This is a genomic window from Sulfitobacter sp., from assembly GCF_036960155.1.
GTDB lineage: Bacteria > Pseudomonadota > Alphaproteobacteria > Rhodobacterales > Rhodobacteraceae > Sulfitobacter.
In genome coordinates, this window is record NZ_JBALWB010000003.1 from 177,718 (window position 1) to 200,952 (window position 23,235).

Genomic DNA, 23,235 nt, shown 5'->3' on the forward strand with positions numbered 1-23,235 from the left:
GCTATTTGCGCCACAAATGCGCTTTGCTTGCGAACAATCCCTGAAGCTTTGACAATAGACGGTTGCCGCGGCTGGGAGCAGGGACATCGCCCTGTGACAATCGCTCAAGCGCGACTTCAACGGGGCAGGGCAGCCCTGTCTTTGGATCAAAATATCGCGGGTAATCAATGAGTGCGGCGTGGGCCAAGCTCTCAATAGTTGGTGTGGCACGGCGACGCGGTGGTACATCGGACATATCTGTCGTCAGGCCCCAGCCCGCATAAAACGGTGCACCATAGGTTGTGACAGGCAGACCCCGTAGCAGCGCCTCAAAGCCCATCAAGGACGTCATGGTGTGAACTTCCTGTACCTGCGCCAGTAGCGCGGCAGGGTCGGTCCCTGTGATGATGTGATCCGCTGCGTCGGGGTTGCTGAGTGCGCCTTCTCGCAGGCCTGCTTCGACATCGGGGTGTGGCTTGAATAGGATCGTAGCATCAGGGTTGGCGGCGCGCACAGCGTCCAGCAGCGCCTGATTACTGGTTACATCACTGGTGCCTGTGCGGATAGAGGCATCATCGCCGACTTGCCCGCACAAAAGGATACGGTGGCCATCGGGCAGGGCTTCGGGCGACTTGCCTGTATTGTATTTACTCAAACCTGCCTCAGTTAGCGCGCGGATTAGGCGCGCAGCGCGTAACTCTTGGTCAAGGCGCAGGGTTGCACGTGTTTCGATCCATTTTTCCAGGCGCGAGGGGCGAGAGGGATCGTAATAGATACCCAGATCATCTGTGGCCAAGGACAAGGGCGGTGTCAGTGCTGCACCCAATCCACGGGAGCGTAAAAAACCGTCTTCAATACGGATAACATCTGGAGTTGTGATGTCGGTTTTTCCGGCCCAAATCATTTGCGGACGGTCCGAAATGTCCAGCGGTGCATCGTTGAATGTGACAGGCGCGTAGCGGCCATAGAACTTTTGCAAATGGGGGCGTTTCCACAGGCTCATGCCTACAGCGGCCCACCCATGGCGGTCTTCGCGCCAACACCGCGCCTGCGCCTCAAGGGTGTCAATCACGGTTTCTAATGTGCATAATTCATCGCGGTAGGGATCATACCAGCGCGGATAAAGGATCATTGCGGCGGCAAATAGCTGTGCGCGTGTCAGGCTGCGCTGGCGACGTTGGGTTTCAAACGCATCTGATGTTAGGCCCCAGCCTGCGTAGAAAGGTTGGCCAAAGACGCGCGGTTTGTGCCCTGCATAAATGGCCTCAAATCCCAAGCCGGATGAAACTGTGTAGACACCCAGCGCCCCCTCAAACAATGTGTAGGGGCTGATGGGATCACTCAGGAACTCAATGCGATCGTTAAGGTCTGTGTCGCGAAAATAGCCTTTGCGGTGGCCTGCAGTGGTTTCTGGGTGGGTTTTGATGAGGATGCGCGCGCCGGGGTGCTCTTCTTGGGCGTAGTAAAGCATCTCAAGGAACCGCGCGCGGTCCGCGCCGGAGGCCGTGACAGATGCGTCTCCTTCGGTCTGGTCAATCACCACTACATAGCCGGGTTGAGGGGGGGGGGTGTCTAGCGGGATGGCCGCATATTTGCTGAGGTGGGCCTCTTGCAGGCGGGCAATGCAGATGCGCGCGCGATTGAGGAGGGCAGTGTCATCCAACGGATGGGTGGCCAACAGTATTTCTAGATCGGATGGTTTTGAGGGATCAAAATGCGCGGCACGATGATCAATCACAAGACCAAGCGGTGGCTCACCCTCACGCCCAGGGAACAGCGAGCGCAGCAGGGCATCCTCAACACGAACCACTGGAGCATCGCGTGCCTCGGCCACGCCTTCACCGCGATGGGCGGTGGGAGAATTACCCCAAACTGCAACGGCATCGCCATCTTCAGATGGAAGCCCAACGTGGATCGAATACCCCGATAGCTGCAAGATACGACGAATGCGTCCTTGGGTCAGGAAACCCCCATTATAGACAAAAAGCCGCTGGTCCTTTTCAGGGCCAGCGGCGGATTTGTTGTATGTTTCAGGACCAAGGCCCATGGCCTTAGCCGCCAGTCAGGGAGGTAATGCTAGAAGCCGAGCTTGCTGTACCCGTGATTGCGCTGATGACTTTGCTCCACTGTGTGAATGGCGCTTCGGTGACATAAAGCGTGTCACCATCGCGAATAACAAAGTCACGGGCCATGAACATGCCGTTTGGTTCGGTCAGATTGAGCACATAGACAAGGCGTTGTGCACCTTCTAGATCGTTGCGACCCAGCACTTGCTCTGCCACTTCTTCGGGTTCGTTACGCATGACAAAGACACCTGTCGGGTCTGCTGAGGCAGACAAAAGGCCGCCAACTTGCGCAATAGCTTCAATCGCGGAGAGGTTCTGCGTTTCAAACGGGACACGTGCCTGTGAGCCAGTAGCCCCAAGCGCGGTGTAGGCGCGCGTGTCTTGCTCAACCAGAATTTTGTCACCGCCACGTAGGGCGATGTCGAGTTCGGGATGCTTGTAGAGGTCTTCGAACCAGATTTTGCCGCGTTCGCTACCGCGGATCACGGTGATCTGTGCAACTTCGGGTTCGATTGTGATCCCGCCGGAACGCGCAAGCATGGTTGCAAGCGAACGGGTAGGGCGTTCAATTGGATAAACGCCTTGGCCGCCAATGGCACCCACCAAAGAAACTGTAGATCCGTCGCCTGCAGCACGTCGAACTTCGACCTGCGGATCAGGTGTCTGATCGGCGAGCTTGTTGGTGATAATGCGGCGGATCGCTTCGGGGGAATTGCCCGCTGCCTTGATCCGACCAGCATATGGAATAAAGATAAAGCCTGCGCCATCAACCTGTACTTCTTCTAGGGTAGCAGGCGCGCCTTCAGCGCCTAGCAGGCTGTCGTCGACGTTTTCATAGATGGTAATGCCCAGAACATCGCCAGCGCGGATTGTATCCGAGCCAAGCGTGCTGGCGTTCTTGAAACTTGACGAAAATCCAAGTGCCGGAACAACAGCAGTTGCACGTGTCACACGGTCATTCACCGCAACAATAAAGGCATCACCTTCGCGCTGTACTGAGCCTGCAAAGATTTGGCGTTTGTTGGGGCCTACCTGCGGCAGTCCGCAGGATGCCAGTACGGCACAAGCCGCAACGACTGCGATGGGACGGGCCCACCGAATGCTTAGGGTTTTCACTGCCGGTCTCCTCGACCTAATTTTCTGCCTCAAATCGCCGATTGTTTCGACGTATTGTTTCTGAACGTATCGGAGCCGTAGGCAAAAATCTACTCGGGCGTGAGAATTATCTCATGAGATGGCGTGAATGTGTGGCTTTGCTGCCGCGATAGGCGGCAACCTTTGCTAAGGACCACAAGGGGTTGTGGCGGTTAGTTCACCAGACGCAACTGCTGGCGCGCAGGAGCGGTGCCTGAATCCAGTGCTTCATAGGGGTCATCGGGCCCAAGCATCATGTCAACAACTTGCCGCATCAGTTGGCGGCGGCCGCGCGCGGAATAAAACCCGCCCGGTAGTTGGCTGGTTTCAAGAAGATAGCGGCGGAAATCTTTGTAGGCGCGGTTATCAGGCCGCGAGGCCGTCTGAAAAAATTCTGGCAAGGGTTGGTCTGAGACGAACTCAGGCTTTGCATAAACTGCGCGGCCAAACACCTTGAGCGGAATTCCACGCCACAGGACCTGTTGGCCTGCGGTTGAGTTTACTGTGACGGCTGTACGCGCGTCATTCAGTAATTGCGCCAGCTTGCCACCGCGCACAAAATGCACGCGCTTTTCAACGCCCAGCTCTTTTGCGAGCCGCTTTATTTCTTTTCGAACCGGAACGCGGCCATCTTCTAACGGGTGGGCCTTTACCACTAGGTGATGGTGTTGAGGGGCGCCTTTGGCAAATCCCTCAATGATGAGTTCGAGAAAGTCGCCCATTGTTTCAAAGGGGGAGTGTTTTTGGAATGAACTGTCATGTTCCAGCTGCAACAAGGCCAGATGGTATGGGAAACCGCCCAAACGGATGCGCAGGGTGGCAAGCCGCCGCTCGATCGCTTGCCATGGCATTAACAGTAGTCGTTTTAGATAAAGTTGGAATTCTTTTGTCACAGGAAGGTCGCGGTGGGGGCGGAAATTGCGATAGTCACCATTACGGAACATCACAAACCAATGATATAGGGCACCGTAAAACACGTGTTGGCGCATGTCGCCCCAATGGCTGGGCGGTAAAGGGGCCTCCATGTCGGATTTCTCGAGCGCCTTTTGCATCTGCGAGATGGTCATATCCATCAGGCGCGAATTGCCATTTGTGCCGCCGCGCTCATACGTGACCCAGTAAGGGCGCATATAACCTTCTTCAAAAACATGAACTGTTAGACCGCGTGCGCGTGCTTCTTTGACGGCAGCCGCATGAATTGGGCGGGTGTCGCCGTATAGGACTATGTCAGTTACTGATTTTTCATCCAGCAGCGCCTTAAACGTTTCGGTCCAGTCAACGGCGGCACCGCGATAGGGGATGTAGCTGCGGGGATGAAACCAGAATGCGCGGTCACCTGCGTTAAAACCCACACGCCACACATCGGCACCCGCCGCCCTAAGCATCTTGCCAAGGCGGTTAAAAAAGGGGCCGTGCGGCCCTTGCAGGAACAAAAATACCCGAGAGTCGGGGGTATGGGATGACATGTGCAGCTTTCTTAGGTTGCTCTTCACAGTATTTAGTCTCAAAACTCTGACCAAATTATGGCTCATGCCTTGCCTGCTCAACATAAACCGGAGGGAATACGATGTTCACGGGGATAATCACCGATATCGGGACCATAACCGAGCTTAAACAAGAAGGCGACCTGCGCGCGCGCGTCTCCTGCGGATATGACACTGCGGGCATTGATATGGGGGCGTCTATCGCAAGTGACGGTGTTTGCCTGACGGTCGTTGATTTGGGCGCTGATTGGTACGAGGTGCAGGTCAGCCGCGAAACGGTTGATCTGACCAACCTGTCTGACTGGCGTGTAGGCCGCCGCGTTAATCTGGAACGCGCGCTAAAGGTTGGCGATGAATTGGGAGGACACATTGTGTCTGGCCATGTTGACGGGGTCGCCGAAGTTATCGTGATGCGAGACGAGGGCGATAGCACCCGCGTTACATTGCGCGCCCCTAAATCGCTCGCTAAGTTTGTCGCGTCTAAAGGGTCGGTCGCACTTAACGGGACATCCTTGACGGTGAACGAAGTCGATGGCTGTGATTTTGGCATCAATTTCATCCCTCACACAAAGGTTGCGACAACCTGGGGAGATGTGAAAGTGGGCGACCACGTGAACCTCGAGATTGATACGCTTGCGCGGTATGTTGCACGCCTTGCGGATATGCAGGGATAAACAGGGTGCGTGCGCTGTGACGCAGCGCTTCCTCTGGTCATGCAGTGTACTGTCGGTTACGCCCCAAGATAGAAAACAAGGGAGCCTCCCATGAGCTTTGAAACACCCGGACCTGTTGAAGCGGAACTTGCCAACGCGATTTCCCCAATCGAGGACATCATCGCCGCCTGTCGCGCAGGAGAGATGTATATTCTTGTGGATCATGAAGATCGCGAAAATGAAGGTGATTTTGTGATTGCCGCTGAATTTGCGGATGCGGATGCGATCAACTTTATGGCGACTCACGGGCGCGGCTTGATCTGCTTGCCCATGACGCAGGCACGTGTGGATGCGCTTGAGCTGCCAATGATGGCGACAAATAACTCCTCACGTCACGAGACGGCGTTCACGGTGAGTATCGAGGCGCGTGAAGGTGTGACTACCGGTATTTCGGCCGGCGACCGTGCGCTGACAGTGGCTGTAGCCATCGAAGAGGCAAACGGCGCGGCAGAGATCGCAACACCGGGCCATGTGTTTCCACTGCGTGCGCGCAATGGCGGTGTGTTGGTGCGTGCAGGTCATACCGAGGCATCTGTGGATATCAGCCGCCTTGCGGGGCTAAAGCCCGCAGGCGTGATCTGTGAGATCATGAAGACAGATGGCACAATGGCGCGCTTGCCTGACTTGGTTACCATTGCAGCCGAACACAACCTAAAGATCGGCACGATTAGCGATTTGATCGCCTACCGCAATAAGCACGACAATATGCTTGTTCAGCGCGATGATCGTATGGTTCAGTCCGCCTATGGTGCTGAATGGCGCATGCGGGTTTTTGAAGACCAGATTTCCGGCACGGACCACGTGGTCCTGAGCAAGGGTGAGATCAGCGACGGAACACCTGTTCTGACACGTACACATGCGTTGAATGCACTCGAAGATGTTCTGGGCCTAGGCTCCAGTGCCCCTGATGAGTTGCCGCAGGCAATGAAGATCATTGCAGATGAGGGCCGTGGCGCTGTGTTACTGTTCCGTGAACCCAATCCGCGTTTGCGACTGGATGACGATGATGCCGCGCCGCGCACGATCAAGCGCACAGGGTTGGGCGCACAGATCTTGGCGCAGCTTGGCGTGCATGAGCTGGTACTGCTGACAGACAACCCTCAAACGAAATATACAGGTCTTGAGGCCTACAATCTCGAAATCGTGGGCACCAAACCCATCACTAAGGAGTAATTTGCACCATGGCCGCATCCCTAGAGCATACAGTTCTGCCCGTTCCGAGCTTTGAAAAGCCGGTTAAGGTGCTGATTGTTGTTTCCCCTTACTACAGTGATGTCGCTGCGGGCCTATTGACCGGTGCTAAAGCAGCACTTGAGGATGCAGGCGTCAGCTATGAGATTGTCGAGATGCCAGGTGCGCTTGAGATTCCCACAGCGATCAGTATTTCGGATCGACGGAGCAATTTTGATGGTTTTGTTGCGCTGGCCTGTGTCATTCGCGGCGAGACGACGCATTATGAAACAGTGTGTAGTGACAGCTCGCGGGGGCTTCAGATGCTTGGGCTGCAAGGATTGTGCATTGGCAACGGCATCTTAACCGTCGAAAACAAGTCGCAGGCTGATGTGCGCGCCGATCCTGATGGGCAAAACAAAGGTGGCGGTGCGGCGCTCGCGGCCTTGCATCTTATCGCGCTGGGCCGTAAGTGGGCGTCCACACCCGCGGGCATCGGGTTCAAGCCATTGGGCGAGGACACTGTGATGGCCGGAGATCTGGACGGAAATACCACCGCATGAGCACGCCAAATCGCACTGACAACATGACCGGCAACATGAAGCGCAAGATGCGCTCGGCCGCGCGGCTATATGCCGTGCAGGCATTGTTCCAGATGGAACATTCCAATCTGACACTGGATAAGGTGCGGCTGGAATTCCTAGATCACCGGTTTGGTGATTTTATGGACGGTGATGAAATGCTGGAAGGCGATGAGGCGCATTTCACACGTGTGCTGGAAGACGCGGTAAATCATCAGGCACCGATTGACCAAATGACAGATCGGGCCTTGGTGGCCAAATGGCCAATTGCACGGATCGATCCAACCCTGCGTGGTTTGTTTCGCGCAGCAGGTGCAGAATTGCGCGATGAATCGACTCCGCCTAAGGTTGTAATTGCGGAATATCTTGATCTGGCATCTGCCTTCTTTCCTGATGGGAAAGAGGCGCGTTTTGTGAACGCAGTACTGGATCACATGGCCAGAGAGGCCCGCCCCGAAGCATTCTGATCTGCGACTTGCAGGCTTTTTAACCGCAAATTTTTGATTTATCTGATCCGCCGGAACGTTTGTTCTGGCGGTTTTTGTGATTCCATCGGCACTTAATTCTGTGTGCAGGTGTGCAAAATAAAGGGGGCGGATGTTTGGTCAAGTCGCGACTCTCATCTGTTATGATGTGTGAATGCTCTTTGAGTAATTTTTGTAGATCAGATCAGGATTGAAAATCAAAGGAGCTATAAGTTATTGAAAAGTAGATTAATGTTGATTTTTTGGCGGCGTGATCAATTTCTCTATGCGAAATAACTTTTTCGTCAGAAAGTAGGGCGTGAGAAGTGGTGTTATTTGGCAACACTGGTGGACCGCTTTTCGTTACGTAAGCTTTTTGCGAATTTGGCCTAAAGGTGTGCATACATTTTTGGAGAGGTTGCGTTAACCTTTTGAAAATTAACCATGTCTCAAAAATAATTTTATGCGCGCAAAAAAGACGGATGCCATGAACACGAGTTTGATGTGATTTCCCGCTTCGACGCTAAATATTTATATGCTCGTCTTTGGCGAAATTTACTTTTCGTTAACAATTGAGATCACTACCACTTGACGTTGATCGCTGGAATTTAAAGTTCCGGGGTCGGAAAGGGTCGGTAGAATTGTTTTTTGTACGAGTGATTTTGTTTTTTATGTCGCGGGCAGCTGAAAAAGCGGACGCGCCCGTTGCGGCCGAGCAGTCAGAAGTTTTTCACGCAAGCTACCGTTCCGTTTCCCATCATGCGCCCACCTCATCGCTTGTCCCACCATCGGGTGAAGAGGCGGTGACAAAGGATGAAATGATTAAGCTTTTTGGAAGCGCGTTACGCGTTCGCTAGGCGCGAGTAGTGTGGCGGGACCGCCGTTGCCGACCAGTTTTATTCCCGAGGACCTGTATGTACAGGTGGGCGCCAGGTAAATTAGCCAAGACTAAAACAGAGCCAGCTCCCTGGGATTTGCTTAAGGCCACTGGAATGTAAACTTTATGTCGCACAGGGCAGAACCCGCCACCCCTCTTAGGTAGGGTCGTGAAGGGCTTAGGGCAAGGGGCTATTGTGTGACTTTTTCTATAAACCCATACCGGATCAGTTCTTCGGGCAGCAGAACGTAGATTTCATCGGGTGGTGTGATCAATGCGTGCTGCATGATGAGCGGATCAATGCCCATTTGGTCGAGATAGCGCATTACTAGTCCTTGCCCGCGCTGAATGTCTTCTACGGCGGCAAAGGCGGGCAAAATGGTACTTTCGCCGAAATAGTGTTGATGCACGCCCACAAAGGCCTCTTCGGGAATGGAACGTTTGACGCCGGCAGCCAGCAGATATGGGCAGGCGGAATAGCAGATGTCGCCCTCGCGCATTTCGGTCTCGAACCCTGCCAGCCGTAGTGCACGCCCCAGTTCAAGCGCGTCATGAACCGATCCACCGGGTGAGTTGAGGATCACGCGGGTAGGGGCCTCGCGCAGTTCTTCGACCTGTTTGATGATACGCGGCGCATCGCCATCCGCAATTTCGCCCTCAATCAAAATGGCGGCACCACCAGAAACAACAGTCAGCGTCAGGCGTTTTGGCAGGGGATCGCGGCTGTCGGGCACCGCGCGTTTAGGCGAAAATCGGCGTGTCTGATCCCCCGGGCGAACAGGTTCGGTCAAGGACGGGGCTTTGGGGCCAATGCGTGGGAGGCTAAACCCGTTTTGCAAATCGCCAACAAATAGGAGACCCGCCAGCAATAACTGAAAGGCCAACACCCCGATCAGGACACGCCCTACGGGGTTTCTTTTGCGCGTCTCGCTCATTCTGCGGCGGTTCGTGTTTTTAGTGGTGTGGGGGAGGGCACTTCAGCATCGGCCTTCATGGCGCCGTCCATTTCCTTCATTACCGCAATGGCGGCGCGTAGTTCTGCCAATGTTAGGCTGTCTTCTACGGCAGTCCCTTCGCGGCCTGACCTGATCGCGCCTTGGGTGATTGCAAGGATGAACACCAGAACAGCGGGCAGCAGATCAATTGCAATTGCCCCCGCCCATGAGGGCACAAAGTTGCGTGCGTACAGGATCACGGCGTCTGCCGCCGAGATGGGGGTGTATGTGGTTTCAGGCGGCGCAGGCATGGCCTGTACGGCCTGCGCTGCCCGTGCGAGGGTTTGAGCGCGTTGTGCCAGCACCTCAAGGACCGAAGATATGGTTGCGGCTTGATCTCCACGCGTCTGAGCTGATCGTCCGTCAAGTTCTGGCAAAACAACTGAGGCTGAGAGGTCTTGCGCGGCGCGTTCAACCAGTGAGGCAACTGAAAGCTGTCGCATTTGGGTGATCAACCCCGCCAGGCGCACGGCCTGCTCCGAAAACTCGACCGAGCGGGCCTCGACGGGGCCAGCTTCTACCGTAAGGGCGCGCATACGGCTCAGGATGGCATTCCCTTCGGAAAAGGCGGATTGGACCAGTGGTGTTTGAGATGCGATTTGAGCCTCAAGCCCGGCAAGTTCGCTGGATTTCTGGCGCAGCACCCGAAAAACTGCGCCGCGCCCTGCAAGGCCAGACAGGTTTCCCGTGGCTTCCTGTTCGCTAAGGTCTTCAAAGGATTGGCGTACACGGGCGACATCACGTTCTAGGCCCTGTGCGGATAGGGCTACTTCATGCGCGCGTTCCAAAGATACTTGATAGTCTTGGACGGTCTTGGCTAGATGCTGTTCAACGGCCGCAGAACCAGCAAGAGCAGCAGCATTTAGCCAACTGGACATGGCAATGATCGCGATAGAGCCAAGGCCCATGGTGGCCAATAGTGCGACGCGTGCTCGTGCGCCGCGCACGGCTGGAAATAAGCGTAACATATAGGACCAAAACACAAAAATCCCAACGGACACCGCCACAGAATAGGCAATAGCGGCAAAAGCGGACATGGCACCGTTGTCATCCAGCAACGAGGACACGCCAAGGTATGTGTAAATGCCAGACGCCACCGCAAGGACCCCAAGTGCCGTGCCAGAGAAGGTATCCAGCCAGCTGAGGTGGTCTTCCAATTCGCGCGCATAACGTACGCCACGGGCGCGGGCGGTGGGGTCTTGAAGATCGCTCATGCGGATATCCTTGGTTTTGTTAAGGATAAGATAGGCAGATGGATGCAAAAGGCCAAGTCACAGCCGCGAGGGTTGCAAATGTTCATGATATGTTCATAATTTCCGTTATGACTGAAACACCCAAAACCTTCCAACCCGGACAGCTATTACAGCGCGGCGTGTCACGACATCTCGCAACATACGGATTCGCCTGTGTTGAGGAGCTGGTCCCGACGCGCGGACTGCGTGTGGATGTTATGGCGCTAGGACCAAAAGGAGAGATTTGGGTGGTTGAATGCAAGTCCAGCCGTGTAGATTTCACCTCAGACAGCAAATGGCAGGGCTATCTAGCGTGGGCCGACAGGTTCTTTTTTGCGGTGGATGAGGATTTTCCGACCGAGCTGCTGCCAGATGACCAAGGTCTCATCATCGCAGACGGCTATGGCGGAGAGATTGTGCGCATGGCACCTGAAGCGAAACTTGCACCAGCGCGGCGCAAGGTCATGGTGCAGAAATTTGCGGTAACTGCGGCGCGACGCCTACAGGCACTGCGTGATCCTATGTGGGACGGTGCAGATAGTTGACACTGTGCGGGCTGAATTCTGGGTCAAGGCGGTTAGCGGAATGCGGAGCTTTAAAGTCGAAGGCCCGCTCTGCGGGACTTAGTTGTCATTGGCGCTATTCACTTAGTTACCTATAGTCGACAGGGTAGAAGCGGATGAAAATCGTTAGAATGGAAGAATTTTGATGAACGGCTACTCTGAAGTTTTATACGTTCTGCACATCGCATTGATCGAAATCAGGGCTACAGAAAGGCTTAAAAAGGCACGTGTTTTTGCGGATGTCGTTCACAACGTACCGGACATGATAAAGGCTGGCATGGCAGAAGAAGAAATCGTCGAAAAGGTGATGCTCAACGCAAATCGACAAGGTGTGGGCGACTACTTTTTGAAGCTCTTTGCAAAGGCAAAAACCGAGTAGGTTTGGGCTCTTTGCGGACCTTTGCTGCATCCTCGCGAAGGTTTTTCCGTTCTACGTCAGAAACGCGAGGTGAAGGTCAAAGTCAGCTGACCTCCACATCCGAATCTGCAATCGCCGCGAGGCTTAGCGCCGTTTTTTGCCACCCATGTGGGCTGCTGCTTGCGCGGCTGCTACGATCTCTTCTGCGATTTCGCGTGCTTCATCTGGGGTGAAGTCCATCGGGATTTCAACGCCAGCGCCTTCAATGAACAGCCGGACCATCCCTTGATCGGTTGGGGCGATTTGCAGGTCGGCTTCAATGTCGCGTTCGTCGTTGATGCCCATGGCGGGTCCCTCCAAGATTTCAGGTGGTATCGCTACCGCTGTGCAGCTTGAAAGGCAAGTGGTTGTGCGGGTAGGCTAGCCCGATGACACAGATTGAATTACGCCCCTTTTTGCCATCTGACCGCGCGTGGATGATTGAGACCCATATTCATACCTATGAGCGGGATGAGGGATTCGATACCACCTTTGGTGTGCTCATAGCGCAGATTTTGGATGATTTCTTAGCAAATCATGATCCTGAAATTGAGCAGGGCTGGATCGCGTGGGATGGTGATACGCGCCTTGGCTCGATCTTTTGTGTGAAGCTTTCAGCGCAAACTGCGAAATTACGCCTGTTTCAGCTGGTGCCAGAGGCGCGGGGCCGCAAGCTGGGGCTGAGACTGTTGGAAGCCTGCACTGATTTCGCCCGTGACAAAGGATATCAGGATATGGTGTTGGCGACTCACAAAAGCCATGAAGCGGCCGTTGCCCTGTATCTGCGCAATGGTTGGACAATTGTGGATGAAAAACCTGTGGTGTCCTTTGGCCAGTCGTTGATTGAACAGACGCTAACCCGATCACTTTGAACATATTTTTTGATGTTGTTGGGGGATTGAAGCGCAAAGGGTGAAAAAACTACAACTATAGGAGTTGACGCGCGCGCTTGTGCAATCTAATCAACGGCGCAGTGCCGGGGTAGCTCAATTGGTTAGAGCGCGTGGTTGTGGTCCACGAGGCAGTTGGTTCGAAACCATCTCCCGGTACCACTTTCAACAGACTATAGATTTTTGAAAGTGAGCAAAGCACGGTGTTTCCGAGGAAATGCCTGTTTGCACGTCCTCCGAGAACCGTCAGCAACCTCAGAACACGTCACTCTACCACCACCGTTTGGCGCAGAGCGCCTGTCATCCGGTCAAAGATCAAAATCTCGTTTTGGTCCGTCACAACAGCGTACCAATCAGCCGCTTGAGTAAAAGCTGCGGCCTTTGCACCCTTCGGTAATGTGATTTCCGAAGGTAAAACGGGGGTATTACGGCTCAGACGCGTGACAAGCAGTCCAATAACGACTACCACGCCCAAAATCATCACTGCCGTTAGTACCGTCACCATCCGGCGCAAAAAGCGCAGGTTTGCCGGCTCAGAAAGATCATCCATGTCGCACCGCCGTATTACATTCATTCTGGGCGAGACCCCGCCTAAGCGTCTTGATAAGGCGCTTGCGCGCGATGTGCCAGAGGATGCAGTGCTATCGCGCACGCGTTTGGCCAAGTTGATTGATCAGGGTGCAGTTCAGGTGAACGGGGCAATCCAACGCGATCCGCGTGCGGTTGTGGGTGAGGGTGCCCAGATCGACATCGACGTTGAGGAAGCGCAAGACAGTCATATCCTGCCAGAAGATATCCCGCTGGACGTTGTCTATGAAGACGATGATCTGATTGTCGTGAATAAGCCAACGGGCATGGTGGTGCATCCGGCGCCCGGCTCGCCCTCGGGGACGTTGGTGAACGCGCTGTTGGCCCACTGTGGCGATGATCTGTCTGGTGTGGGGGGCATGAAACGTCCCGGCATCGTGCACCGGATCGATAAGGAAACATCGGGTCTATTGGTTGTCGCCAAATCGGACGCGGCGCATCACGGCTTGGCCAAGCAGTTTGAGGCACACACGGTCGAGCGGTATTACCGCGCGATTGTATACGGTGTGCCTGATGCCAATGATCCGCGCCTGCGTGGCGTGAAGGGCGCAAATTTTGAAAGCGGCAATATCCTCAAGCTTACAACGCAGCTGGCGCGCCACAAGACAGACCGCCAACGCCAAGCTGTGCTGTTCCACGGGGGACGTCATGCCGTTACACGCGCACGCACAGTTTCCCGATTTGGTACACCGCCAGTTATCGCGTTGATGGAGTGTTGGTTGGAAACAGGCCGCACGCACCAAATTCGCGTGCACATGGCCCATGCGGGCCACGGACTGGTTGGGGATCCAACCTATGGCGGCAAGCGCAAGCTGGCGCGTACAGCACTGCCAGAGGCATTGGCACAATCGATTAAGGACTTTCCACGCCAAGCGCTGCACGCGGCTGTTTTGGGCTTCATTCACCCGATTAGTGGTGAGGCGATTAGGTTTGAGGCACCATTGCCTGCTGACATGGCCGATTTACTTGCTTCGCTTGAGAAAACGCGCGCCTAACGCCGCTGTCACAATCTGCACAAGGCAGTGATGCGCGTATTTGTTACGTTTGCTACATGCGATTGTTGTGTAACTATCTTTGAACGGCGCAAAGCGGTCTTGAAACCGGATGTTTGCGCCCCCATATTGTATGTTAAGCCCAGTAACATGGGCGCCAGGGAAAGGAATTTAGCCATGGCCAATTATGCAAATCTGCCAGCGCCGACACCTGAGGGCGGCTTAAATCGTTACATGCAGGAAATTCGTAAGTTTCCACTGCTGGAACCGCAGGAAGAATATATGCTCGCCAAAGCGTGGGTAGAGCAAGAAGACACCAAGTCCGCACACCGCATGGTGACATCACACCTGCGCCTCGCGGCGAAAATTGCGATGGGGTATCGCGGCTACGGCTTGCCGCAAGCCGAAGTGATTTCCGAAGCCAATGTGGGCCTGATGCAGGCGGTGAAACGTTTTGACCCTGAAAAGGGCTTCCGCCTTGCGACCTATGCAATGTGGTGGATTCGCGCGAGCATTCAGGAATACATCCTGCGCTCGTGGAGCTTGGTTAAGCTGGGCACAACGTCCGGCCAGAAAAAGCTGTTCTTTAACCTGCGTAAGGCCAAAAATAAAATTGGCGCGCTGGAAGAAGGCGATCTGCGCCCTGAGAACGTAAAGACCATTGCGACTCAGTTGGGTGTGACCGAGGCCGAAGTGATCTCGATGAACCGCCGGATGTCGGGTGGGGATGCGTCCCTGAACGCCACTGTTGGCTCGGACGGCGAAGGCACGATGCAATGGCAGGATTGGTTGGAAGACGATAATGCTGACCAAGCAGGCGATTATGAAGCGCGCGACGAACTTGAGACACGCCGTGAAATGCTTGCTGATGCGATGGACGTGCTGAATGACCGCGAAAAGGACATCTTGGTTCAGCGCCGTTTGTCGGACAAGACAATCACGCTAGAAGACCTGAGTGGTCAGTATAGCGTCAGCCGCGAACGTATCCGCCAGATCGAAGTGCGCGCGTTTGAAAAGCTGCAATTGCGTATGCGTGAACTGGCGCAGGAAAAAGGCCTGACCGCGGTCGAATAAGATCCACAATATTGAATAAGAAAAAGCCGCCCTACTTGAGGCGGCTTTTTTTGTTTAGGAACGCGGCGGCGTTTGCAAGGTTTACTTAAGCCGTGCGCGCAGGACACGGACCATGTTTTCCCCCATGACCTTACGGATTTGCGTCTCTGACAGGCCGACCTCTATCAAGGCATGCGTAAGGGAGGCCAATTCGGAGGTATCAAATTCAGTGCCCACCGAACCGTCAAAGTCTGAGCCAAGCGCAACGTGATCTTCGCCTACAACTCCAATGGCTGTTTTGATCATTGTGGCGATGCCAGCGGGGGTGCTGTCGCCGCAAGTGACCTCATCCCAATAGCCCATGCCAATGACGCCGCCTGTCTCTGCAATGCGTTTCATCAGTGCATCAGGATAATTGCGCTTTACGTCGCAATGGGCTTGAATGCCTGTGTGGCTCACGACTAGCGGGATGTCGGTCATGGCAAGAACATCCTCGGCCACTTGATGGCTTGAATGTGCAATGTCTAGAACCAAATCGCGTGCAACCACTTCGCGCACCACTTCGCGGCCAAATTCAGTGAGGCCCTGATCTGATGTGCCATGCAGGGACCCGCCAAGCGCGTTGTCAAAAAAGTGCTGCAATGCAACAAGGCGATACCCCGATGCCACGATGTGATCCAGATTTGCGATGTCTCCTTCAAGGGGATGCGCGCCCTCAATCCCTAGAATACCACCTGTGATATTTTCGCCATTTGCACGCGCTTCCAATACGGCATCCAGATCGGCACGGGTTTTGATGATCTTAAAGCGGCCGTTTGAATCCTCTTCAACGCGGTGCAGTTTTTCCGCCTGATACTGTGCACGCGCCAGTAGGCTGGTCCATGTGGCGATCGGCCAGCGCTGACCAAATGCGAGCAATGTGATATTGTCTAAAGCCTCTGCGGTGTTTTCGTCGTAATTTTGCCCCGCAGGTGATTTGGTGACGGCGGTGAAGACCTGAAGCGCGACATTGCCCTCTTGCAGACGCGGCACGTCAACTTGGCCGCGCGCCCCGCGAATGCTTAGGTCGCGTGCCCACAGGAGCGGATCGGCATGTAGATCACCAACGGTGAGGGTGGCATGAAGTGCTGCAGCCGCGTCGCTGACAGGGTAGGGGCCGCCATCACCGACAGTGTTTTTTGATCGTTCGACCACTCCGGGCGCAATGGCCCAAAACGCAACCAAGGCAATAAGGGCCAATGCTAAAAGGGCGATGAGTGAGTTTCTGAGTAAACGCATGGTATCTCCGGATTTTGTGTTGATCCTCGGCTTGGGTGTTACGCTTGGCAAGAGGGATGTTGGTGCTTAGTCTCATCAGGAACCCTGATGGAGGATGGTATGGCTGGCGGTTGGGCGCGTGATGGCGCGGTATCAGAACAGATTGAAGCGTCAATCAACGATGAGCTGGCCCGGCTTAAGTCGCGGCGTGCGCCTGTTGGCGACAGCCTGACGCATTGCGCCGAGTGTGAAGAACCGATCCCGCAGGCACGGCGTGACGCATTGCCGGGGGTGAAATTGTGTATCGAATGTGTGCGTGAGCGGGATGCGGGATTTACAGCAAAGGGTGGAATGAATCGACGGGGCAGTAAGGACAGTCAGTTGAAGTGATGGGTGGGTTTTGAATTCGCTTGTGGAATATTGGCTAGCGTAACGTCCAATTTGGTAAAGACCACTAGTGACCCGACGGCATTTCCTTGATCCATTGCTATGTTTATTTGGTTCGCATATGAATTAATGTAGTCCATATGCGAAGTAAATCATGTCTCGAACTTTGAAAATATTTCACAAACTGCAAGTTGCGCATAGCGCACTGTTTCGTGCTGCTGATCGGCGCACACGTTCTCAGATAGGCCTAAGCACAACGCAATTGGCGGTTCTGTTTATCTTGTCGCGCACCGACGGGCAGCCCATCAGCGAAATTTCCAAGACACTTGCCATGGGCAAGTCTAGCCTTACCGGCCTGATTGATCGGATGTGTGACAAGGGGCTCGTGCGCCGATCTGCTTCCCCGACGGATGGGCGGGTGACAAACATCTATCTGCAACCACTGGGCCAAGACGCGCTGGGCCGTGGCCGCGAAGAAACCAAGCGGTTTAATCAAGCGCTTTTGGCGCCGTTCTCTGCTGAGGAACAAGCCACAATTGAACGTTTCCTGACCCATCTGGCTAAAGACGCAGACAACATCATCAACGGTGCGAGTACATTACTAGATGAGGCGGGCAGTGATGGATAGCCAGTGGGTAACGACGATCCATTTTGCGGCCAGCGATGGCTGGATGCTTGAGGGTGACATTTATAGTGGGCCTAAGCCCACGTTTGCTGTTCTCATCTCGGCAGGTACCGGATTTCCGCGCCGTTTTTATCATGAACTGGCCAAGTATTTGGCTGAGAAGGGCGCGGTTGTCCTAAACTATGACTATCGCGGCATTGGTGGATCGAGGGCGGGCGATCTTGCGACGTCTGGCATCGATTATCCGGATTGGGGGCGCTTTGATATGCCTGCAGCAGTGGATGCGCTAGAGGCCGCCGCACCTGAATTACCGATTACCCATGTTGCGCATAGCGTTGGTGGCCATTTCTTGGGTCTGATGCCAAACCACGTAAAAATTGCACGCCATGCATTTGTTTCTGTAGGGACCGGGTTTTGGGGTGTTCACCATCTAAAGAACATTCCGATGGAGCTGTCTTTTTGGTGGGGCATTGGTGGGTATTCCTTGTTGCGTTATGGCTATATCAAGCCGATTGGCGGCTGGCAGGGGGAGCCGTTGCCGCCCAAGCTGTTCAAAACATGGCGTCGTTGGAGCCAGCGCCGCGCCTATTTCCAATCAGAATTTAAAACAACGATGGCACCCCATCATTATGACAGTGTCACTGCGCCTATCAGGTCGTGGATATTCCCCGATGATCCAATTGCTACACCAGCAGCTGCGGCTGATCTGCTGTCCAGTTATCCGTCCGCGCCATCCGAAATCATCATGCGCTCTGCTTCAGAGATCGGCGTGAGACGCATCGGTCATGAAGGGGCAGTGCGAAAAGGGCGTGAGGTTCTTTGGGCGGAGATAGTTGAATGGCTGAAGACACCTAATGACACCTAAGAAAAATAACGTTCCCAGACACATTTAACTGATAGGGCCAGAAATGACCGATAACATCAAACTACACACCGCCGACCGTGTGACTACTCTGACAATGGCACGTCCTGAAAAACGCAATGCCATCACGCAGGCCATGTACGCGGCCATGGCAGATGCGTTAGAGGATTATGCAGCGTCTGATGACGTGCGCGCGTTTGTGATTACAGGGGCAGAAGATTACTTCACCTCCGGCAATGACGTTAAAGATTTTTCTATGGGCAGCAACGGCGACGAAGTCCCGCCTGTTGTGCGTTTCCTAAAGGCGGTTTCCACCTGCCCAAAGCCCCTTATTGCGGCGGTAAATGGTCCGGCGATCGGGGTTGGCGTGACGATGTTATTGCATTGCGACCTTGTTGTCGTGTCAGAAGCATCAACGTTTAGTACGCCATTTGTTCAGCTTGGCCTTGTCCCCGAGGCTGCGTCATCGCTGCTGCTGCCGGCAACTGTTGGCATGGCAGTTGCAAATGACATGTTGCTTGCCAACCGGGTTTTGGATGCCCGCGAGGCGGTGACATTCGGTTTGGCGTCTCGCATTGTTCCGGCTGTTGATTTGATGACTGAGGCTGGCACTATCGCAAATCAGCTCGCCGCAGCCGCGCCTCAATCCGTGCTCAAAACCAAATCACTAATACGCCATGGCCGCGATCAGATGATTGCGCAGATGGATAAGGAATCTGTGATGTTTGCAGAGCAGCTGAAATCACCTGAGTTTGCCGAAGTGGTCACAGCAAAAATGCAAAAACGGGCACCAGTGTTTAAGTAATGCAGTATAATTACCGCGCCTCCCTGCGTTCAAATGCAGGGAGGCGCGGCAGATTGATCAATCTTCCATGGCTTCCAGTTCGTCGATGAAGCCGGAAATCATCGACAGGCCTTTATCCCAAAACGCAGGATCAGATGCATCTAGGCCAAAGGGGGCAAGCAACTCTTTGTGGTGCTTGGACCCACCAGCCTTGAGCATGTCGAAATACTTGTCTTCAAAGCCCGGTTCGCCCTCTTCGTAGACCGCGTAAAGCGCATTCACGAGGCCGTCACCAAAGGCGTAGGCGTAGACGTAGAAGGGGGAGTGGATGAAGTGGGGGATGTACGCCCAAAAGGTTTCATACCCGTCCATAAATTCAAACTGCGGGCCAAGGCTTTCGGCTTGAACAGACATCCATAAGGCGTTGATGTCATCTGGGGTCAATTCACCGTTGCGGCGCGCAGCATGCAGTTTGCATTCAAAATCATAAAACGCGATCTGACGCACAACAGTGTTGATCATGTCCTCAACTTTGCCAGCCAAAAGAATCCGACGCTCGGCCTTGGTTTCTGCACCTTCCAGCATCTTGCGGAACGTGAGCATTTCACCAAACACAGAAGCGGTTTCAGCCAGTGTTAGCGGAGTAGAGGACAACATCTCACCCTGACCAGCGGCCAGCACTTGGTGCACACCGTGGCCCAGCTCGTGTGCGAGGGTCATAACATCGCGTGGTTTGCCTAAATAGTTGAGCATTACATAGGGGTGTACATCAGTCACAGTTGGGTGGGCGAAGGCTCCTGGCGCTTTGCCCGGCTTTACGCCTGCATCAATCCAGCCCTTGCGGAAGAAAGGTTCGGCCAGTTCACCCATACGCGGATCAAAGGCGTTATAGGCATCCATGACCATCTTTTCAGCCTGTGGCCAATCGACGATCTGTGGATCCTCCATGGGGAGGGGGGCATTGCGGTCCCAGACCTGCATCTTATCCAGTCCCAACCACTTTTGCTTGAGGGCGTAATAGCGGTGCGACAGCTTTGGATAGGCCTTCACAACTGCATTGCGCAGCGCTTCGACAACTTCGGGCTCTACCTGATTGCTGAGGTGGCGGCCGGTTTGGGCCGTTTCCATGCCACGCCAGCGGTCCATGATTTCTTTTTCTTTGGCCTGCGTGTTGTGGATGCGCGCAAAGGTTTTGACGTTTTCGCCAAACACATCAGCCAGCTCACGTGCGCCTGCCTCGCGGTTTTCGCGGTTTGGATCAGTGAGCAAGTTCAGCGTGCCCTCAATGCCCATCGTCTCGCCGTTGACGTCAAATTGCAGACCCGCAATTGTTTCATCAAACAGGCGTTCCCATGCGTCGCCAACAACACCCATGTCATGAAGGAACTTCTCCATTTCATCGCTGAGCTGATAGGGCTTCATCGCACGGATGCGGTCAAAGATTGGTTTGTAGCGGGCAAGGTCTGCATTCTTGGAAAGCAGGCCATCCAAATGCTCACCCTCTAGCGTATTGAGCTCAAGCGTGAAGAACACCAGCGGCGTCATGAAATTAGTAATCTTTTCTTGGGCATCTGACATGAACTTCGCGCGGTCCGCGTCGGTTGTCAGCTGGTAATAGCGCAGGCCAGCATAGGACATGATGCGCCCAGCGACTTGGTTGATCTTTTCGTTGCGCAATACGCAATCAAGTAAACCATTGGCATCCAGCGTCTCTAGCTTGCCTTCATAGTCGGATGCAAAGCTGGCGCAGGCCTGCTCTAGCCAATCCAGATCACGTTTAAGTTCTGGCGCGTCTTCGCCTGTGTATAGGTCGTCCAAGTTCCATTCTGGCAAGTCGCCAAAGGGTGTCGCTGAACCTGCTGCACTGGCGTCATAGACGGGAGTAGGAAGATGAAACATATAATATCCTTTGATCGTTTGCAGCATAGGTAGGCACGTAGCCAGCAAGGGGCAAGATGTTGCGCCTGTTTGTGGTGCTTAAGGCGTTAAAAATGGCATAATATGATACGTTTGGTTGGTGTTTTGAATGCGTTCCGGTTTTGGGGGGGGCTGTTTTGGCGAAAGGCATAAGGGTGCTGTAACCAAAAGAGGTGCGCGCTTGCGCCAGTGGTGGGGCGTGCGTGCGGTAATTGACCAAGCTAATTGAAAGAAACGGTGATATTGTGCGGCAGTTTGAGTTAATGTTTTTGATTAACATACCGCCTTAAGTAACTGTTATTATACAGTAGAGACCGAAAGAGTTGGGAGCATTTATCCAGTGGTGGTGTTCATGAATAGATTAGTGATCTCGTCAAAAATACCTTTGCGGACAGCGGGGCCTTCCAGCAGAACTTCATGCTCGCCGCCTTCGACGACGCGCAATTGCCCTCCTTTCCAGCTTTCCATACGCGCATGAATGCGCGGCACTTCTACGATACGTTCATTGCTGCCGACAAAGGAAATACAGGGCAGGTTGGGCGCTGCGCGTTCCGCTAAATGTGCAGTTTCAGCTAGGGCTTCACGCAGCCAAACATAGCTTGGCCCACCAAGCCGAAGCTCAGGGTGATTGACCAGCTGATCGCGCATCATCTCGAACATCTCAACATCTGTGGTCAGCATGTTGTCTTCGAAAGGAGCAGACAGAGCATAGGATTCGGAGGTGGTGCCGGGGGGCAGGCGATGGCCCTGATTGAATTTCGGCATCATGGTGCTTAGGATTTTGGCGGGCAGGCGCAGGTGTGGCGCAATGCGCACACCCCACATTGGCCCCGAAAAGGCAGCAGCCTGAACAGCCATCCCCTCCATTACAGCGCGCAGGCCAATGCACCCCCCCATAGAGTGGGCCACCAAGAAGTAGGGGCGCGGGAGGTTGAGCGCACGGGCGGCGCGCATCATTGCAGCAACGTCTTTTTGGTAGTCTGAAAAATGTTCGACATGCCCTGTGAGCGGGTCGTCCAGCATACGATCGGCCAACCCTTGGCCGCGCCAATCAATCGCAATAGATGCGAGGCCACGAGCGGCAAATTCTGCAGCTGTGCCCCCGTACTTTTCAATATATTCAGTGCGCCCCGGAAAAATGAGGACAGTTCCGCGTGCCCCTTCAGGCGCCCAGGTTCCTAGACGGATTTGTTTGCCATCCGATGCTGTGACCCAATAGGCCGCTGCCGGATCTGGTCCGGGGTGGATGTCGGTATAAAGCGGGGCAGGTGAAAGGGTCATTTTTTGATTGGTTCAGGCCAGTGCAGATGCCAGCTTCATGGCCATGCCCATGTCGCCGTCAATTTTAAGCTTCCCAGTCATGAAGGCGGACGTCGGATTGGTTTCACCTTCCATCATGCCCTGAAATGTCTCTGGATCAGCGCTAAGTGTTACATCGGCCTCGTCGTCACCCGCACGCACACCTTCGTCGTCAACCATGATGGCGCCTTCGCCTTCGATTTCAAACTTTACAGTGCCGCCGATATCAACGCCTGACATTTTTTCAGTCAACACTTTAACGGCTTCGCTAATTACATCGCTCATTTTTAGACCTTTTTTGGCAAATGGTGGCTTACCGCTCTGGAAATCGGTCGCTCACCTGTTACATTCACTCTTGTTATGCGTATGAACCTCGTCAACCTCAAACATACCGTCGCGGCACTTGGCGTGCTTGTGTTGCTTTGTGGCCCTGCTGATGCGCAGGACCGCGGGCGGATTGATACGTTGCTAGAGACGCTGCGCACAGAGCCGGTCGAGGTCGCCAGGGTGGCCGAGCGCGACGTCGTGCGCGAGTGGTCGCGGTCGGGATCTGCGGCGATGGATCTGTTGTTGAAACGCGGGCGTGATGCATTGGCTGTGGGCGAATTTGTCACAGCCATCGAACATTTCACCGCTTTGACGGATCATGCGCCGGACTTCGCCGAAGGGTACCATGCGCGGGCTACCGCCTATTATCGGGCCAATCTATACGGTCCAGCGATGGATGATCTCCAAACGTCACTGGCGCTTAATCCCGATAATTTCAACGCTATCTTTGGCCTTGGTATTTTGCTCGAAGAACTGGGTGATAACCGCAAGGCAGCACAACTTTACCGCCGTGTTTTGGCGCTAAACCCGCACCATAAGAATGCCGAGGCGGCACTCGAACAGCTTAAAACCGTAGGTATTGGGCGCACTCTCTGATC

General features: G+C 54.3%; 25 protein-coding genes, 1 tRNA gene and 1 other RNA gene. 15 read left to right on the top strand and 12 right to left on the bottom strand.

The window, feature by feature from the left end:
• Position 1: 1 nt before the first annotated feature.
• The 3 genes from V7775_RS10835 to V7775_RS10845 all read right to left on the bottom strand — a co-directional run bounded on the left by V7775_RS10835 (position 2) and on the right by V7775_RS10845 (position 4,645).
• A complete protein-coding gene (locus V7775_RS10835) occupies positions 2–2,026 on the bottom strand; it encodes a capsular polysaccharide biosynthesis protein (protein WP_335751911.1) in 2,025 nt (674 codons plus the stop codon).
• 4 nt (positions 2,027–2,030) lie between these two features.
• Positions 2,031–3,161: a polysaccharide biosynthesis/export family protein gene (locus V7775_RS10840; protein WP_335751912.1), complete on the bottom strand. Its 1,131-nt coding sequence runs from the start codon at positions 3,159–3,161 to the stop codon at positions 2,031–2,033.
• 191 nt (positions 3,162–3,352) lie between these two features.
• On the bottom strand, positions 3,353–4,645 hold the full coding sequence (locus tag V7775_RS10845; RefSeq protein ID WP_335751913.1) for a capsule biosynthesis protein: 1,293 nt from the start codon (positions 4,643–4,645) through the stop codon (positions 3,353–3,355).
• Between the two features lie 101 nt (positions 4,646–4,746).
• On the opposite strand from V7775_RS10845, the gene V7775_RS10850 reads away from it, so the two are divergent.
• From V7775_RS10850 to nusB, 4 genes are all read left to right on the top strand, one after another.
• Entirely contained in the window at positions 4,747–5,337 is a 591-nt protein-coding gene (locus V7775_RS10850; RefSeq protein ID WP_335751914.1) for a riboflavin synthase, read from the top strand.
• 90 nt (positions 5,338–5,427) lie between these two features.
• Entirely contained in the window at positions 5,428–6,549 is a 1,122-nt protein-coding gene (gene ribB, locus V7775_RS10855; RefSeq protein ID WP_335751915.1) for a 3,4-dihydroxy-2-butanone-4-phosphate synthase, read from the top strand.
• A gap of 8 nt (positions 6,550–6,557) precedes the next feature.
• Positions 6,558–7,109: a 6,7-dimethyl-8-ribityllumazine synthase gene (locus tag V7775_RS10860; RefSeq protein WP_335751916.1), complete on the top strand. Its 552-nt coding sequence runs from the start codon at positions 6,558–6,560 to the stop codon at positions 7,107–7,109.
• Entirely contained in the window at positions 7,106–7,594 is a 489-nt protein-coding gene (gene nusB / locus V7775_RS10865; RefSeq protein WP_335751917.1) for a transcription antitermination factor NusB, read from the top strand. Before V7775_RS10860 ends, nusB begins: the two co-directional genes overlap by 4 nt.
• Before the next feature lie 867 nt (positions 7,595–8,461).
• Here the strand turns inward: nusB and ssrS are convergent.
• From ssrS to V7775_RS10875, 3 genes are all read right to left on the bottom strand, one after another.
• A non-coding RNA gene (ssrS, locus tag V7775_RS24755) (6S RNA) lies at positions 8,462–8,616 on the bottom strand.
• Positions 8,617–8,659: 43 nt separating this feature from the next.
• Complete coding sequence (locus V7775_RS10870) at positions 8,660–9,403, bottom strand: hypothetical protein (protein WP_335751918.1); 744 nt, start codon at positions 9,401–9,403, stop codon at positions 8,660–8,662.
• Entirely contained in the window at positions 9,400–10,677 is a 1,278-nt protein-coding gene (locus V7775_RS10875) for a hypothetical protein (protein ID WP_335751919.1), read from the bottom strand. Before V7775_RS10875 ends, V7775_RS10870 begins: the two co-directional genes overlap by 4 nt.
• Before the next feature lie 107 nt (positions 10,678–10,784).
• Between V7775_RS10875 and V7775_RS10880 the strand changes: the two genes are divergently transcribed.
• Positions 10,785–11,240, top strand: a complete 456-nt coding sequence (locus tag V7775_RS10880) for an MmcB family DNA repair protein (protein ID WP_335752019.1) — start codon at positions 10,785–10,787, stop codon at positions 11,238–11,240.
• Positions 11,241–11,403: 163 nt separating this feature from the next.
• Positions 11,404–11,637, top strand: coding sequence for a hypothetical protein (locus V7775_RS10885; RefSeq protein ID WP_335751920.1), 234 nt, complete (start codon positions 11,404–11,406; stop codon positions 11,635–11,637).
• Between the two features lie 123 nt (positions 11,638–11,760).
• On the opposite strand, the gene V7775_RS10890 is transcribed toward V7775_RS10885, so the two are convergent.
• Positions 11,761–11,961, bottom strand: coding sequence for a DUF6324 family protein (locus V7775_RS10890; protein WP_335751921.1), 201 nt, complete (start codon positions 11,959–11,961; stop codon positions 11,761–11,763).
• An 83-nt stretch (positions 11,962–12,044) separates the two neighbouring features.
• On the opposite strand from V7775_RS10890, the gene V7775_RS10895 reads away from it, so the two are divergent.
• Positions 12,045–12,527: a GNAT family N-acetyltransferase gene (locus V7775_RS10895; RefSeq protein ID WP_335751922.1), complete on the top strand. Its 483-nt coding sequence runs from the start codon at positions 12,045–12,047 to the stop codon at positions 12,525–12,527.
• Positions 12,528–12,630: 103 nt separating this feature from the next.
• Positions 12,631–12,707 (top strand) — tRNA-His (locus V7775_RS10900).
• A 103-nt stretch (positions 12,708–12,810) separates the two neighbouring features.
• Here the strand turns inward: V7775_RS10900 and V7775_RS10905 are convergent.
• On the bottom strand, positions 12,811–13,095 hold the full coding sequence (locus V7775_RS10905; RefSeq protein ID WP_335751923.1) for a DUF6476 family protein: 285 nt from the start codon (positions 13,093–13,095) through the stop codon (positions 12,811–12,813).
• Between V7775_RS10905 and V7775_RS10910 the strand changes: the two genes are divergently transcribed.
• Together V7775_RS10910 and rpoH are read left to right on the top strand one after the other, a co-directional pair.
• Positions 13,094–14,128: an RluA family pseudouridine synthase gene (locus V7775_RS10910; protein WP_335751924.1), complete on the top strand. Its 1,035-nt coding sequence runs from the start codon at positions 13,094–13,096 to the stop codon at positions 14,126–14,128. The two genes, V7775_RS10905 and V7775_RS10910, sit on opposite strands and share 2 nt — an antisense overlap.
• 174 nt (positions 14,129–14,302) lie before the next feature.
• Entirely contained in the window at positions 14,303–15,199 is an 897-nt protein-coding gene (rpoH, locus tag V7775_RS10915; protein ID WP_335751925.1) for an RNA polymerase sigma factor RpoH, read from the top strand.
• A gap of 81 nt (positions 15,200–15,280) precedes the next feature.
• On the opposite strand, the gene V7775_RS10920 is transcribed toward rpoH, so the two are convergent.
• Positions 15,281–16,456 carry a dipeptidase gene (locus V7775_RS10920; RefSeq protein WP_335751926.1) on the bottom strand — a complete coding sequence of 392 codons (1,176 nt, stop codon included), beginning with the start codon at positions 16,454–16,456 and terminating at the stop codon, positions 15,281–15,283.
• A 99-nt stretch (positions 16,457–16,555) separates the two neighbouring features.
• On the opposite strand from V7775_RS10920, the gene V7775_RS10925 reads away from it, so the two are divergent.
• The 4 genes from V7775_RS10925 to V7775_RS10940 all read left to right on the top strand — a co-directional run bounded on the left by V7775_RS10925 (position 16,556) and on the right by V7775_RS10940 (position 19,114).
• On the top strand, positions 16,556–16,825 hold the full coding sequence (locus V7775_RS10925; protein WP_335752020.1) for a DksA/TraR family C4-type zinc finger protein: 270 nt from the start codon (positions 16,556–16,558) through the stop codon (positions 16,823–16,825).
• Positions 16,826–16,976: 151 nt separating this feature from the next.
• Positions 16,977–17,450 (top strand): MarR family winged helix-turn-helix transcriptional regulator, encoded by a 474-nt coding sequence (locus V7775_RS10930; RefSeq protein ID WP_335751927.1) that lies wholly within the window; start codon positions 16,977–16,979, stop codon positions 17,448–17,450.
• Positions 17,443–18,312 (top strand): alpha/beta hydrolase family protein, encoded by an 870-nt coding sequence (locus V7775_RS10935; RefSeq protein WP_335751928.1) that lies wholly within the window; start codon positions 17,443–17,445, stop codon positions 18,310–18,312. The genes V7775_RS10930 and V7775_RS10935 overlap by 8 nt, the downstream gene beginning before the upstream one ends.
• A gap of 43 nt (positions 18,313–18,355) precedes the next feature.
• A complete protein-coding gene (locus V7775_RS10940; protein ID WP_335751929.1) occupies positions 18,356–19,114 on the top strand; it encodes an enoyl-CoA hydratase in 759 nt (252 codons plus the stop codon).
• A 57-nt stretch (positions 19,115–19,171) separates the two neighbouring features.
• On the opposite strand, the gene V7775_RS10945 is transcribed toward V7775_RS10940, so the two are convergent.
• The 3 genes from V7775_RS10945 to V7775_RS10955 form a co-directional block, all read right to left on the bottom strand.
• Positions 19,172–20,992, bottom strand: a complete 1,821-nt coding sequence (locus V7775_RS10945) for a M3 family oligoendopeptidase (protein WP_335751930.1) — start codon at positions 20,990–20,992, stop codon at positions 19,172–19,174.
• 351 nt (positions 20,993–21,343) lie between these two features.
• The gene (locus V7775_RS10950) at positions 21,344–22,291 is read right to left on the bottom strand and encodes an alpha/beta hydrolase (protein WP_335751931.1); all 948 of its coding nucleotides are present in this window, start codon (positions 22,289–22,291) and stop codon (positions 21,344–21,346) included.
• A 12-nt stretch (positions 22,292–22,303) separates the two neighbouring features.
• The gene (locus V7775_RS10955; RefSeq protein WP_335751932.1) at positions 22,304–22,594 is read right to left on the bottom strand and encodes an SCP2 sterol-binding domain-containing protein; all 291 of its coding nucleotides are present in this window, start codon (positions 22,592–22,594) and stop codon (positions 22,304–22,306) included.
• Between the two features lie 75 nt (positions 22,595–22,669).
• Between V7775_RS10955 and V7775_RS10960 the strand changes: the two genes are divergently transcribed.
• Positions 22,670–23,233 (top strand): tetratricopeptide repeat protein, encoded by a 564-nt coding sequence (locus tag V7775_RS10960; RefSeq protein ID WP_335751933.1) that lies wholly within the window; start codon positions 22,670–22,672, stop codon positions 23,231–23,233.
• Positions 23,234–23,235: the final 2 nt, after the last annotated feature.